Origin of the sequence: Vibrio algicola, from assembly GCF_009601765.2 — a bacterium.
Taxonomy (GTDB): domain Bacteria; phylum Pseudomonadota; class Gammaproteobacteria; order Enterobacterales; family Vibrionaceae; genus Vibrio; species Vibrio algicola.
Map to the genome: position 1 here is coordinate 633,842 of NZ_CP045699.1, position 13,968 is coordinate 647,809.

General features: G+C 42.4%; 15 protein-coding genes. 6 read left to right on the forward strand and 9 right to left on the reverse strand.

Features of this window, described 5'->3' with window-relative positions; genetic code table 11:
* Positions 1-58 precede the first annotated feature (58 nt).
* Both GFB47_RS02845 and queF read right to left on the reverse strand, forming a co-directional pair.
* Positions 59-2,350: a tetratricopeptide repeat protein gene (locus GFB47_RS02845; protein ID WP_153446402.1), complete on the reverse strand. Its 2,292-nt coding sequence runs from the start codon at positions 2,348-2,350 to the stop codon at positions 59-61.
* 28 nt (positions 2,351-2,378) lie between these two features.
* Entirely contained in the window at positions 2,379-3,275 is an 897-nt protein-coding gene (queF, locus tag GFB47_RS02850) for an NADPH-dependent 7-cyano-7-deazaguanine reductase QueF (protein WP_153446404.1), read from the reverse strand.
* A 96-nt stretch (positions 3,276-3,371) separates the two neighbouring features.
* On the opposite strand from queF, the gene syd reads away from it, so the two are divergent.
* On the forward strand, positions 3,372-3,920 hold the full coding sequence (gene syd, locus GFB47_RS02855) for a SecY-interacting protein (RefSeq protein ID WP_153446406.1): 549 nt from the start codon (positions 3,372-3,374) through the stop codon (positions 3,918-3,920).
* 12 nt (positions 3,921-3,932) lie between these two features.
* Positions 3,933-4,721, forward strand: a complete 789-nt coding sequence (locus GFB47_RS02860; protein ID WP_153446408.1) for a Zn-ribbon-containing protein — start codon at positions 3,933-3,935, stop codon at positions 4,719-4,721.
* Positions 4,722-4,790: 69 nt separating this feature from the next.
* Here the strand turns inward: GFB47_RS02860 and GFB47_RS02865 are convergent, their stop codons facing one another.
* The 4 genes from GFB47_RS02865 to GFB47_RS02880 form a co-directional block, all read right to left on the reverse strand.
* The gene (locus GFB47_RS02865) at positions 4,791-5,237 is read right to left on the reverse strand and encodes a YaiI/YqxD family protein (RefSeq protein ID WP_153446410.1); all 447 of its coding nucleotides are present in this window, start codon (positions 5,235-5,237) and stop codon (positions 4,791-4,793) included.
* Position 5,238: 1 nt separating this feature from the next.
* Positions 5,239-5,544, reverse strand: a complete 306-nt coding sequence (locus tag GFB47_RS02870; protein WP_153446411.1) for a hypothetical protein — start codon at positions 5,542-5,544, stop codon at positions 5,239-5,241.
* 75 nt (positions 5,545-5,619) lie between these two features.
* Positions 5,620-5,937, reverse strand: a complete 318-nt coding sequence (locus GFB47_RS02875) for a DUF3301 domain-containing protein (protein ID WP_153446413.1) — start codon at positions 5,935-5,937, stop codon at positions 5,620-5,622.
* A 142-nt stretch (positions 5,938-6,079) separates the two neighbouring features.
* The gene (locus GFB47_RS02880; RefSeq protein WP_153446414.1) at positions 6,080-7,138 is read right to left on the reverse strand and encodes a DUF3549 family protein; all 1,059 of its coding nucleotides are present in this window, start codon (positions 7,136-7,138) and stop codon (positions 6,080-6,082) included.
* A 92-nt stretch (positions 7,139-7,230) separates the two neighbouring features.
* Between GFB47_RS02880 and GFB47_RS02885 the strand changes: the two genes are divergently transcribed.
* From GFB47_RS02885 to GFB47_RS16675, 3 genes are all read left to right on the forward strand, one after another.
* Positions 7,231-7,545, forward strand: coding sequence for a YqcC family protein (locus tag GFB47_RS02885; RefSeq protein ID WP_153446417.1), 315 nt, complete (start codon positions 7,231-7,233; stop codon positions 7,543-7,545).
* An 86-nt stretch (positions 7,546-7,631) separates the two neighbouring features.
* Positions 7,632-8,369, forward strand: a complete 738-nt coding sequence (truC, locus tag GFB47_RS02890) for a tRNA pseudouridine(65) synthase TruC (RefSeq protein ID WP_153448122.1) — start codon at positions 7,632-7,634, stop codon at positions 8,367-8,369.
* Positions 8,370-8,533: 164 nt separating this feature from the next.
* Positions 8,534-8,662: a hypothetical protein gene (locus GFB47_RS16675; RefSeq protein ID WP_267904234.1), complete on the forward strand. Its 129-nt coding sequence runs from the start codon at positions 8,534-8,536 to the stop codon at positions 8,660-8,662.
* Positions 8,663-8,668: 6 nt separating this feature from the next.
* Here GFB47_RS16675 and GFB47_RS02895 read toward each other — a convergent pair whose 3' ends face one another.
* The 3 genes from GFB47_RS02895 to map form a co-directional block, all read right to left on the reverse strand.
* Positions 8,669-9,052, reverse strand: coding sequence for a DUF3461 family protein (locus GFB47_RS02895; RefSeq protein ID WP_153446419.1), 384 nt, complete (start codon positions 9,050-9,052; stop codon positions 8,669-8,671).
* 67 nt (positions 9,053-9,119) lie between these two features.
* A complete protein-coding gene (glnD, locus tag GFB47_RS02900) occupies positions 9,120-11,741 on the reverse strand; it encodes a bifunctional uridylyltransferase/uridylyl-removing protein GlnD (protein ID WP_153446421.1) in 2,622 nt (873 codons plus the stop codon).
* Between the two features lie 159 nt (positions 11,742-11,900).
* The gene (map, locus tag GFB47_RS02905; protein WP_153446423.1) at positions 11,901-12,779 is read right to left on the reverse strand and encodes a type I methionyl aminopeptidase; all 879 of its coding nucleotides are present in this window, start codon (positions 12,777-12,779) and stop codon (positions 11,901-11,903) included.
* Positions 12,780-13,184: 405 nt separating this feature from the next.
* Between map and rpsB the strand changes: the two genes are divergently transcribed.
* The gene (gene rpsB / locus GFB47_RS02910; protein ID WP_153446424.1) at positions 13,185-13,913 is read left to right on the forward strand and encodes a 30S ribosomal protein S2; all 729 of its coding nucleotides are present in this window, start codon (positions 13,185-13,187) and stop codon (positions 13,911-13,913) included.
* Positions 13,914-13,968: the final 55 nt, after the last annotated feature.

The window sequence follows — 13,968 nt, forward strand, 5'->3', positions numbered from 1 at the left end:
TTATTTTTCTTAACATTACACCGATTCGTCAAGCGATACTACAAGCTTTGTTGTGTAGTTAGAAGTCAGGCTTTTCATTGCGGATGATTTCTTTGGCTAGCTCATCATTACCACTTAAGGTTTGAATTTTTATTAGTCCTTGGTTGACCGCTTGTTGGCAAGCTAAGCGAGTGTTATCGGACGCAAAGCTGGCTGCTGGAGCATTTTTAATTGCCGATAAATGGATCCATTGACTTTTGGTTTCGCCTTCATGCTTACTCATTTGACGCCCGATATAAATGGCCATTAATAATATATCGATTAACTCTTTATCGTTAATGGCGGTGTAGGCTTTCGGTAAAAACGGATATTCCGCCATCCCCATTCTTATGTGGCGTTTAATATCAGTATCAGTTTGAAAACCTTCGACCCAAGAATTGATTTTTTCAAACATTTCTTTAGCCGACCCTTGGTGGGTAGCTTTGGGTTCAATATATAAAAATCTCCCATCAGCAAAATGATAGAGGCGAGCAGGGGCGGTGACAAAGGTTTTTAAATGTGCGCCAAATGCTTGTTCTATTTCTAGCCCTGCTTGATAACCGCGTTTTAGATAAACATTGCGTAAGAAAGTGACATCAAACATCACGAAATACAGTCGGTCGATCAAAGGTTCGTTAATTAATTCGCCCAATCTCCACTGTTCAAATACCGCACTACTGCGTTGTAATGATTTGGGGAGCTTAACATTGAGTAGCTTTAAATTTTGTAATCGTGAACGAGTGTGGGTATAGAGTTCAAGAGTTTGCTCCTCTAGATCTGCCCGTATTTTCGTATTCACAGAGCCGCGATAAATGATAAGAGCTAGCATTAAAAAGCAAACAAATAACAATATAAAGGTGGATTTTTGATATTCACTATATTGCTGCTGACTGCGCGCAAGGTTATCTTCTAAACCTGCATAATGGAGAGATTGTTCAATAATATCCTTTTGTTGACGAAATACTTCGTCATTAATCGCATTAAATTGTTCCTGCTGGTTTTTCCATAAAGCTTGGTAGTGCTTCTGTGTTTTAAAAGCTTGCTGGTAATTCCCTTGTTGTTGATAGGCAGAGGAGCGAATGTTATAAGCATCCATTTTGAGGCGATTGTTTCTTATTTTATTCGCAATGGTTAACGCATGTTGACTACTGTTTAATGCTGCGCTCGCATCATTATTGGAGAGCGCTAATGCGGCCTGTAATAAATAAATTTCGGCATCTCGCCCCGAGTAACCGCTACTTTTTACCATGGCGATGGTTTGGGTGAGGTAAATTTCAGCATGGGAAAAATCAAATAATTTCAGATAGGTATTGGCAATGTTAATTTTCAAATCAATGATTTTTTCAGGTTTTTTTAAGGCTGTTTCATTGTCTAATACATTGAGATAATTGACTAAAGCAAGGTTATATTTACCTTGCTGAAAATAAGTGTCAGCCATTAGTTTCAATGTGTCAGATAATGCCTCGGAATAGGGGTAATTATCATAAAAATCGGCGGCTTCTGTGGTGTGCTCTATCGCTTTGTCAAATACCTGGCGAGTATAAAACAGTTTGGCGAGTAATAAGTTTGCTTTGGCTAATTCGATACTATCGCCTTCTTTTACCGCCATCCAATAGGTAATAAGAAGTTGGGTAAGCGAGTCGTCGTACTCGCTTTGCTCAAGGTAATATTGACCTAAAGTGAGGTGGTAATCGATGGTAAGTAAGGTCGATTTTAACGCAATGACGTAGTTTTCAGCTTGTTTAAATGCTGCTTCTGCTTTGATTGTGTCACCTTGATATGCATAGATTTTAGCTTCAAACATATAAAGATTATAATGGAACTCTTGCTTCCAGTTAGTAGCTTGTGCTTCTTGCTGTAACTGATTTTTTATCTGGGTGATTTTCTGGTTGATCGAACTAATATTATGATTTTGTTGCCACAATAATTGGCTTTGGATCAGTTGCGAATCGAGTAGAGGTTGAGGTAATTGATAATGTTGTGCAATGCTTTCGGCGTTTCTGATGGTGAGCAGTGCTTGCTGTGGCTGGTTGCTGTGTTGATAAGCCAAAGCCATAATTTGCAGAGCTTCAATGCTGGTGGCGGGCGTGCGGATGCTATTTTCGCTGCCATCTTTCGATAAGGTGTAATCTTGACTGTTAGTGGCCACCAGTTTTCGGGTCGCCAAAAACTGCTTGGTGACTTCAAGCGATTTTTGTGGATTAACGCTTAAGAGTCTTTCCGCTTCTTGCGCAACTGGCGATAGGTATACTTTAGCTTGTGCTAGGGTGCTAAAAAGTAAGCTACTCAATAAAAAACTGAGCACCATAAGGCTTTGAGCCAATCTATTCATTGCAGTGTATATTCTCTTGAAATTAAAATTACTGACGTGCCATACGTTGCATATTCGTCGGGTGTGCACATTTACTCGAGCGATAAGGATTGATGTCTAATCCACCTCGACGAGTATAGCGGGCATAAACGGTTAATTCTGTCGGTTGGCAGTATTTCTGGATATCACAAAAGATACGTTCCACGCATTGTTCATGAAATTCATTATGTTCACGAAAAGAAACCAAATAACGTAATAGTGCTTGTTGTGAAATTTTATTGCCTGTGTATTGAATTTCAACACTGCCCCAATCGGGTTGGTTGGTGATCAAACAATTGGATTTTAATAAATGGCTGTGTAGGGTTTCACTGACTTGTTGGTCGCAAGTGGCATCTTGTAGATATTGCTCATTAAATTGGTAATCGGTGATTTCGATATCTTGATTATCAATGCATAACCCTTGCATGCTGACGATCGGTTGTTGATTGTAGTGATCAACATGATGCAAGCACACCTCAACGGGTTCTCCAGCACAGGCTGATAAATCTGCTTTTAAAGTCTCTTCGACTTGCTGCCAATTCTCAAAACGAGTTTGGTTGATGCTATTTAAATACAGCTTAAACGATTTTGATTCAATTAAATTAGGGCTGGTGAGCGGCAGTGATACATCACCAATGGCAACTTGCGGCAAACCTTTATTATTGAGCCATGATATCTCATATAACGTCCAGATATCACAACCAATAAAGGGCAGATTTTCGACTTGATGTAATCCCAGATCTTGACGATTTAAACTGCGCGGCACACCTTGCAATAAACTGGCGTCATAATCGTGACGATATTGAGTGTGTTGACCTAATGTTAAGCCTTGTAATTCTTTAGCATTGGCATATTTGGTGGAGCTGGTTTGGGCAGATAAAGATTTAGATTTTTCAGGGTTAGTCATAGTAGAATCTTGGTTTGTTACAATTACCCGAATAGTAATACCAATTCCATTTGGTATCTATACAATAGCCATATAATTTTGAATTTGGAGCCTTGAATGAACCATAATATTGCTCACACTTTAGCGGCGCTCACTTCCGATTTTGTGACTCAATGGGAACAAGCGTACCAAAGCCGCCCAATTGCCAATGAAATGCAAGGCTTACCTTCACCGTGTTTACAAACTAGCCTCGGCAGCAAAGAGGTTGAGTGGCTACCACAAGAGCGTGACCAAGTAGCAGATTTTGGCAATTTAGAACGTGGTATTGAGCTGATTATTCATTCTGATATCAAAGCGTTCTATGGCTCACAATACAGCGCCGATTTAACCCTTTCGTGGAACAATAAACCATTCACTTTATTGCAAGTGTGGAGTGATGAGGACTTTGTGACTCTGCAAGAAAATATCTTGGGGCATTTAGTGACTCAGCGCCGTCTAAAATTAAAACCCACCGTGTTTATTGGCACCACTGATGCCGAGTTAGATGTGGTGTCGATCTGTAATATGACTGGCGAAGTGATTTTAGAACGTTTGGGCACCGCCAACCGCGATGTATTAAGCCCCAATATCGAACAGTTTTTAACCCAATGCCAAGTCGAAGTGTAAGAAGGAAGTCGAGTGTACGTTGTAGAGTTGCAATTTGAATGTTTTGATAACACCACTATGGATGCGGTTGAAAAATCGATCAATGGTTTATTAGATGCGTTACGTTTTAATGGCCAGATTTTAGGTCGTGAATTTCCAATCATCATTGGTGAGGGGGAATTTCGGGTTCGCTTAATTTGTCCAGAATCCGATAGTATGCATCCGCAGTATCACTCGGCGTATGTCAAAGTGTGCTTGCAGCGTTTAACCGAAGCGAAAGTCTTAGCGCCTAAAGTAAGAGTGTTAGGGCAAGATTTAAACTCAGAGCAGACGGTATCGCATCAAGAGACGGGGCAGTCGAGTTGGCAGATTTTGTACACTACTTTTGTGCATTCTTGTTCGCCATTACGCTGCGGTGATACCTTTAGGCCAATCCCGTTATACCATAATCCACCCACGTTAAATGGCGATCATAAAGCGATTATTAAGTGGCAAACTGAATGGCAAGCGTGTGATGAAATTCAAATGGCTGGCGCGACCCAAGCCGAACATGCGACGCTAAAAGAAATCTCCGATGTGAGCAGTTATTTGTTTCGTCGTGGTTGGGATTTGCGCGGACGCCTAGAATACTTAACGAAAATCCCGACCTATTACTATTTATATCGTATTGGCGGCGAAAGCCTAGAAGCGGAAAAGCAACGCCGCTGTCCACGTTGTGATGGTGACTGGAAACTGGAAAAACCTCTGCATGATATTTTTTATTTCAAATGTGATGATTGCCGGATCGTGTCAAATATCTCGTGGGATCAGCTGAAAAGCTAAGTTTGTCCGGCTCAATCATCTTGCTACCTTAAAGAGAAAAACGAGTGATTAATAATGACTCGTTTTTTGTTATTTGGCTCTGGCTAAAATCTTATCCAAATGATTCGCAAACTCGCGTTTATCGGTTTGGGATAGAGGTGCTGGGCCACCGCTTTGCAGTCCGCTAGAGCGCATGGTGTCCATAAAATCACGAATATTAAGACGCGCTTTTATGGTGTCTTTGGTATAAAGCTCACCGCGCGAGCTTAATGCTTGACCGCCTTTGGTGATCACTTCATCCGCCAGTGGGATATCTGAGGTGATCACCAGATCGCCGCTTTCAACTAAACGCACAATTTCGTTATCGGCAACATCAAAACCACTTTCTACTTGAATAGAGTGAATGTTGACGCGCTTTGGCACTGGAACTTGGTGATTGGCGACAAAAGTGGTGGTGATGCCGGTTCTTTCGGCGGCGCGACAAATGGTTTCGCGAATGGTTTTCGGACATGCGTCGGCATCAACCCAAATCTTCATATTATTTCTCTTCTTTGTTTGCTTTAAGTTGCTGCTCTAAGCTGGTCACTCGTTGCAGTAGGTCTAGAATTTGCTGTTCAAGTTGCAGGATCTTAGCATCGCTGTCATTAACAGGCTGTTGAGCTGCAATTTCAACTTTAGGGACTCGGTTGGAGGCTTTCCACGATTTAATAGTGCTAATAATCGCAGGCATAGGCACCGCAACCGACATGCGAGCTTTGACTAATGCCACGCTCGGTTCTTTGCCTTCGGCGCGTAATGCTGATAACACTTGATGCAGTTCTTCAGTAATGTTTTGGGTATTCATTTTGAAACCTTTTTGAGTATTTGGCCTACAATGTTGTTTTTAATGGCCTGCGGTTTTTTAATCATACCGAGACGGTTAATAATCATAGTTGTCGACCATTCTATACGGTGGCAAGCGAAAGTGGGTGGCTTTAAAGCCTATCATGATCATTGTGCCTTGGTAGCAATCATCACCGCGAGAAGAAAATTCAAACTGGTATTGCGAATGAAAACGCCAGCGGCCATCGGGTAGCTTTATTTTATAGCGCAGTAACGAAGTAGAAAGAACCTGTAAATCCAGTTGTTCGCAGTGGCGCAAAATGGCTTGGTGAGCCAATTCCGATTGACGACGTTGTTGCCAAAACAATAAGGCAATAAACATCACCAATAGAATCATTAATAAATCCGTTATCATCCAACTTTCCTTGGGCTTATAGCTTCAATTTGATTTGTGGCTTCAATTTAACGTATAGCTTAGATGTATCTCATAGCTTAGATGTACGTTATAGTTTCGATTTACGTCAATACTTAAATGTACGTTATAGCGTCGATTTGATTTATTGGCCTGATTTGGTCTGCTGTTGCAAAGTGATTAATGCATTGGCGAGCTCAGGGCTTGGAGTATTATGCAATAAAGGCAAAAATGTCATGCGCAATTCTGGCAGCATCACTAAATCGGCAAATAATTGGTTAAATAAATTTTGGTTGTCAGTTTGGGCCAAGCGCAATAAAAACTTGCCTGCTCGCGCTTCTGTGGTCAATTGTGACCAACAGCGGCCTGCAATCGCGATCAACACTTCGGCGTGGCTTAATTCTGGCTTAGCTAAAATTGCTTCAATCACTGCTTGTAATTGAGTTTCGTCACCGCCAGACAGTGCTCGCACATAAGCCGATAATAAAAATAAATCGGGTTGAGCGTGTTGGCTTTGCTCAAGCGCCAGTTCAGCAATACGTTGACTTAATTTTTCATCTAAAGTGACATGCTCAAGCGCGCCAAGTAAGACATACAAGGCTGGGTGGCATTGAGTGTCTTTGGCCAGCTGTGGCAGGGCTTTACGAATGGCAACGGTATTTTGATTGTCCGACAGGCGAGCGCACATATCGGTGATACCTTGTAATCCAACGGTCTGCCAGTTAGCCCAACCTAAATCGCCACTAAAGTAATGCTGCGCATGCTCATAATATTGGCTGGTGGCTAAGTTTAAATGGGCGCGGATCAAGCTATGAAATGCCGCCATTTTGTCATCTTTAGGAGTAAAAGTGTAAGGGTTGTCGGCAAGGTGCTGTTGTTGTTCTTCAGTCAAGCTTTGACCCAGTTGCGCGCCCATTGCTTCGGTGACGTACTTTAAGAAATTACCAACATCACTTTGGTTTAACAGGCCGCGTTCATCAAGTGGGAATTTTAAAAACCAGATCCAAGGTTGATTTTGCTCGGTCCAGTAAGCGACCGCAATATGCGCATGACGTTGCAATGGAAATGGGTAGGGTTTTTGTCCCATTTCGACTTGTAAAAAAGTTTTTTGATTGATGGATTGAATGCGGCGACCTAAGTCAAAAATTTGGTATTGGCACTGACTTTTTTCTAATAACTGGCTTAAATTGTGTATCGCATTCATGATGAAACCCAATGATAGATGAAGGTAATATAATAAAACTTATTAATTAAATGGTATCCTAGTACTTCAATATCAAGGGGACAGCCGCGAAAATGATTGATTACACTAAATTAATAGATGCACTTGAGCAATTAGAAGACAAAATGATTGAACTCACCTTTTGGGAAGCGCAAGCGCCATCAGCGGAAGCGTTAGCCAGTAACCAGCCTTTTTCGGTCGATACTTTATCGCCAACCCAATGGCTGCAGTGGGTTTTTATGCCCAAAATGCGTTCATTAATGGCGTCCGATTGTGAGATGCCGGGTGGTTTTGAAATCAGTCCTTATTTTGAACAAGCTTCGGTTCGAGATACGTCTTTAAACGATTTATTACTCGCCATTAAACGAATAGATGACGCGGTAAAATGAGTCCAATAATGAAAACACAATCAGATTCACATGATGAAGCAAAGCGCGATGGTTCGATTGATGAGCCACTGCCAACCGATGAAGAGATGGTTGAATTAGAGATCATTTATCGTGATGAGTTCTTGATCGCAGTAAATAAACCGGCGGGAATGTTGGTGCATCGTTCGTGGCTTGATCGCCATGAAACGCGTTTTGTGATGCAAACCTTGCGCGATCAAATAGGTCAGCATGTGTTTCCTTTGCATCGACTTGATCGCCCCACCTCTGGGGTGTTGTTATTTGCACTTTCCAGTGAGATGGCATCACAGGCCGCGCCAATGTTTGCCGAGCATAAATTTGAGAAAACCTACCATGCGATTGTACGCGGCTGGGTTGAAGAGGGAGCGCGGCTCGATTACCCACTTAAAAAAGAATTGGATAAAGTGGCCGATAAATTTGCCAAGCAGGAACAAGAAGCACAGTCGGCAGTGACTGATTATCAACCTCTGGCGAAAGTGGAAGTACCGTATTCAACCGGACGTTTTCCAACCAGTCGCTTTGGTTTGGTTGAAATGAAACCACTGACAGGGCGCAAGCACCAATTACGCCGACATATGGCGCATTTACGTCATCCCATTATTGGTGATACTTCGCACGGTGATGGTAAACAAAATCGACTGTTTCGAGATAATCTTAATGCTCATCGCTTAATGCTGCATGCGACACGATTAAGTTTTATTCACCCGATCACCGAGCAGGCGATCGTGATTGAAGCTAAGTTTGACGAAGTGTGGCAAGCTTTATTTGCCGAATTCGAATGGAATATGGATGATTTAATAGCTTAATAGCTTAGCTTGCCTAAGTGATTGGGGTGAGTTAGCGCAGCCAACAAAGCTGCAGCTTCAAGTAAGACGGGTATAGCTGTGGGCGTGACGAGCAATTTATACCAATGCCATAAATTTAATGATGGTTCAAAATTGAGTACAGAGAAAAGTGGCAAAGACCATCGATGGCCTTTTTTCAAGCGACCAAGGACGGATCAGCGTCTTTTCGGCGTATTCAAATTGATCAAATATTAAATGGAATTGGTATTAACACCCGTTACGCCGCTAAGTTATCGCTGCTTGAAATGACTTAACTGCCGCTACTTCAGTTTTTCTAAATCCGCTTCAATTTCGGCAATTTTTCCTGATACCACTTTTTCTAAATGGCGCAAATCGGTCAGGATTTTATGTTTGATATCAGCGCTGTCCATCGCTTTTGGTTTGGTGATTTTATTTAATTCAGTCATTATTTGAGTCAGGTTAGGGCTGACTTCGGTGGTCTCTTTATAACGACCTTGGCTGTTTTCTAAGCGAATGCTTTTGCGTTGGCGTGGATACTTAAACTTAACGCTTTTAGCAAACAATTCGCCTTTTTGTTTGTGAAAATAGACTTTAAGTACATCAACTTGAGCTTCTTGACGCAAGCTGTAACGGGCGATTAGTTTAGGCTCGGTAATGCCAAGCTTTTGCAGGTTTGGATACATAAATATTCACCTCGATTCTTCTGATTTTACATGATCGAATAACCATTATTTTAGCGCTTATTTTTATTTAATGTGGTGACAGTTGCGCGATTTTTGTCATCAATAGTGCTCGAATAGCTTGCTCTTCCTCTTCTTCTAAGCGGCCTCCGGCTGGCGAGGTTAAGATAAATAAATCTTCTGCGCGCTCGCCAATGGTGGTGATCTTAGCGCCATGCAAATGTATGTCTAATTCGGCAAACGCTGAGCCGACTCTTGCCAATAATCCTGGCGTATCTAATGCGACTAATTCCATCAAACTGCGCTTGCCTGTTTTAGTCGGAATAAAGTCGATGCGAGTCTTAACGTTAAAATGCAATAGTTGACGTGGCGTTCGTCTTAAATTAGCGATTTTTGGCTTTGCTGTTTGTAAGATAGTACACAATTGTTGTTGTAAAATTTGGTGTCGGTCATCGTCAATCGGTTCGCCGTTATGATCCAGTACCATAAAAGTATCGAGCGCATACCCATCTTTGCTGGTCATGATTTGTGCATCATGAATACTCAGGTTTCGACGATCAAGCTCTGCGGCCATAGTGGCAAATAAACTGGCTTTATCTTTCGCGTAAATAAACACTTCGGTGCCGCCTCGTGAAGCATTTTTGCTGATCAAGACTAACGGCTGTTTATGGTCGTGCTTGAGTAAATGCTCACCATGCCAAGCGATTTGTTTGGCGGTATGGCGCAGAAAATAGTCGGCTTTAAAGCGCTGCCATAACACTTCGATTTCTCTTGGCGTGAAGTTTTCTTTGCGTAACATTGCCGCCGCCATGTGTTGATTGTGGCGAATACGGTCACGCACATCGACCGGGTTTTCTAAACCGCGACGCAGGGCTCGTTGGGTAGAATAAAATAATTCGGCTAACAAAGTACGCTTCCAACTGTTCCACAGTTCAGGGTTGGTGGCACAAATATCGGCTACCGTGAGGCACACCAAGTTCTCTAGGTATTCTTCGTCACGCACTTTTTTAGCAAATTCGGTGATCACATCGGGATCATAAATATCACGGCGCTGAGCGGTCACCGACATCAAAAGGTGGTTTTGTACCAACCAAGACACCATTTTTGCTTCCGGTTTGGATAGGCCATGTTCGATACAAAAATCATAGGCTTCGACTGCGCCAATCTCGGAGTGATCGCCACCGCGACCTTTACCAATATCATGGAAGATAGCGGCGATAATAAGCAGGTTTTTCTTTTGAATACGAGGGTAAACATCACAACAAATCGGGTGGATAGCATGGTTGTCTGAATCACTAAACGAATGCAGTTGTTTTAACACTCGCATGCTGTGTTCATCGACGGTGTAAACATGGAATAGGTCAAATTGCATTTGGCCGACGATCTGGCTCCATTGCGGCAGATAAGCAGCTAATACCCCTAAACGATGCATTAAACCAAACGCGCGGTGCAACGAATTAGGGTGACTGACTAGATCCATGAATTTTTCGCGTGCGGCAGGAATGGTGTGCAAAAAGCGATTTAAACGACGGCGCGCGGTGCGCAATTGGCGTAATGTCGGAGGGCTAACCCCTTCAATCGATGAGTCATTGGCAATATGAAAAAACATATCCAAAATGGTTTCTGGACGAGCTTGGAATAACGCCGGTTTGCGCGCTTCAATTAAGGTGCCCCGACGTTGAAAATCTGCCGATAGCACTTCAATCTCTAGCTTTTTGCCTTTATTGGTGATCGCTTGATCAAACAATTTTAATAGCATGGTGTTGAGTTCGGCGACACGACGCAAAGTGCGGTAGAACTCTTTCATCATCATTTCAATGCCGCGATTACCTTCGGCAATAAAGCCGAGGTTTTCAGCAACACTGGCTTGATGACCAAAGGTGAGGCGGTTGTCGTAGCGATTAAGTTCAATATGCAGCGCAAACCGAACTCGCCATAAGAAGTTCTGACATTCGACTAGTTCGCGGTATTCCGCATCGGTTAAAAAGCCGGCATAGCTCATTTCTCGTAACGAGGTGGCGCCAAAGTGCCGACGAGCGACCCAACTTAAGGTATGAATATCCCGCAAACCGCCAGGGCTAGACTTGATATCTGGTTCTAAATTATACGTGGTGTCGTGATAGCGAGAATGACGCTCACGTTGCTCTTGGAGTTTTGCTGGATAGAAAACCTCACTCGGCCAAAAGGTCGGGGCGCTGATTTGTTCCATTAAATCATCATAGGTTGCTTCACTGCCAGATAAAAAGCGCGCTTCTTGTAAGTTGGTGGCAACGGTAAGGTCATCTTGCCCAACTTGAATACACTCGTTGATGGTGCGAACACTATGACCCACTTCTAAACGTAAATCCCACAGCAAAGTGATGAACTGACTCACTTTAGCGCAGATGTCATCAGATATAGTGTTTTGGGAAAGAATTAAGATATCAATATCTGATAACGGGTGTAACTCTGCGCGACCATAACCGCCCACTGCAATCAAACTCAGAGAGGATTCTTGTTCAAAATTAAAATAGGTCCATAAACGAGATAAAACTGAATCCATATAATCAGAGCGTGCCAGCACTAATTCTTCAACCGGCTGGTGAGCCAGAAAAGCTTCTTTTTGATGGAGAGAAAACTGTTCAAGTTGAGATTTTAATTCGGCCGGACAGATTTGGTCATCTTGTAAACTGACAGGGGATTGGTAAGGCATGCGCATTCCTTGCAACAAATATGAGCTTATTTCGATAATACCGTTTCAAGCATAGAAAACCAATGCTCCACGGCAGAGAAATCTTGGTTTGATAGTAATAAAAAGCCCTTGTTGATAAATCAGCAAGGGCGAAAATTTTTGTGCTTTAGGCTTTTAATATCAAGCGTTATGCATAATACGAGGAATGGTTTCATCCGAACGTAAGGTCATCACTTCACAACCGGTTTTGGTCACCACAATCGTGTGCTCAAATTGGGCTGAATTTTTACCATCGCCCGTATAAACGGTCCAGTCATCCATTGCATCAACCGTGACACCAAACTTACCGGCATTGATCATAGGTTCGATGGTGAAGATCATACCTTCTTTTAAGATACGGCGATCGGTATTTTTATAATGCACCACTTGCGGTTCTTCGTGGAATTCATCGCCAATGCCATGGCCACAAAAATCTTTTACGATAGAGAACTTATTACGTGGGTTTTTCTTGTTATTATCTTTAATGTATTTTTCAATCGCAGTACCAATTTCACCCAGTTGCACACCAGGTTTGACTTTACGCATACCGACATAAAGCGCTTCTTGGGTCACCATGCATAAACGTTTATTGGCCGGTGTTACCTCACCAATTAAAAACATTCTTGAGGTGTCACCATAGTAACCTTCAGGTCGCACACTCAGATCAGCATTAGGATCATTGGGTACAATCACGGTAATGTCGATATTTAAGATGTCGCCATTTTTCAGCACTGCGGGTTTGATTTGACCGTTGCTGCCCACTTCATCTTGAGAAGCTGGAATGCCATGACAAACGATATGGTTGATTGAGGTGCAAATCGATTTTGGATAGCCGTGATAATCTAATGGCGCAGAATACGCACCATGTTCAAGACCATAATCGTGGCAGATTTTATTCAGCTCTTCAGTGGTCACGCCTTCTTTGACGTAAGGTGCGATCATCTCAAGGGTATCGGCCGCTAATTTGCAGGCGATACGCATTTTTGCAATTTCTTCGGCAGTTTTAATTCTAATCGTCATGTGACAGGGGCCTTATATTTCTATTACCACGCGATACCCTTTAAAATTGAAGTTATCACTTTAATGTCAGGGTAAATAACTATTGCAATAGTGTATTCAGTGGGAGCGCTAATCGCAATTGAAATCCGTTATCATCGACATAATTGCGATAAAAAAACAAAAAAATAAAAAATGCACCCGAGATAAGCGGTTTTTGTGGATTTATAGCCGTGTTTTATGATATAAAGCGCACCGAAATTGGCATATGTTCACTCCTGTATTTGGCGGAGCATTGTGAGTTTCACATACTATTTCTTAAATCACACACATTCCGACACGTGATCCGGGGTGCTCGAGCCAATCATTGGCTTAGAGTCGGACTCATGGGGGATGTGGAGGCCTAACCCCATTAAAGAGGATTATATAATGGCAACTGTATCAATGCGCGATATGCTTAAAGCTGGTGTTCACTTCGGTCACCAAACTCGTTACTGGAACCCAAAAATGAAGCCTTTCATCTTTGGCGCTCGTAACAAAGTTCATATCATCAACTTAGAAAAAACAGTTCCTATGTTCAACGATGCATTAGCTGAGCTAAGCAAAATCGGTGAGCGTAAAGGTAAAGTACTTTTCGTAGGTACTAAGCGTGCCGCTTCTGAAGCAGTAAAAGAAGCCGCAATCGCTAGCAACCAGTACTACGTAAACAACCGCTGGTTAGGCGGCATGTTGACTAACTTTAAAACAGTTCGTCAATCTATCAAACGTCTTAAAGAGTTTGAAGCTCAATCTCAAGACGGTACGTTTGAAAAAATCACTAAGAAAGAAGCTCTAATGCGTACGCGCACAATGGAGAAACTAGAAAAATCTCTTGGTGGTATTAAAAACATGGGTGGCTTACCTGACGCATTGTTCGTAATCGATGCTGACCACGAGCACATTGCAGTTAAAGAAGCAAACAACCTAGGTATCCCAGTATTTGCAGTAGTAGATACTAACTCTGATCCAGATGGCATTGACTTCATCATTCCTGGTAATGACGATGCAATCCGTGCGGTACAGCTTTACCTAAACGCTGCTGCTGAAACAGTAACTGAAGGTCGTAACAAAGACGTAGTTGCAGTTTCTGATAAAGACAGTTTCGTAGAAGAAGCTTAATATCACTGCTCCTTGTCACTTAGTGTTGACGGTCTTATTGGCTAGTTGAGATTAA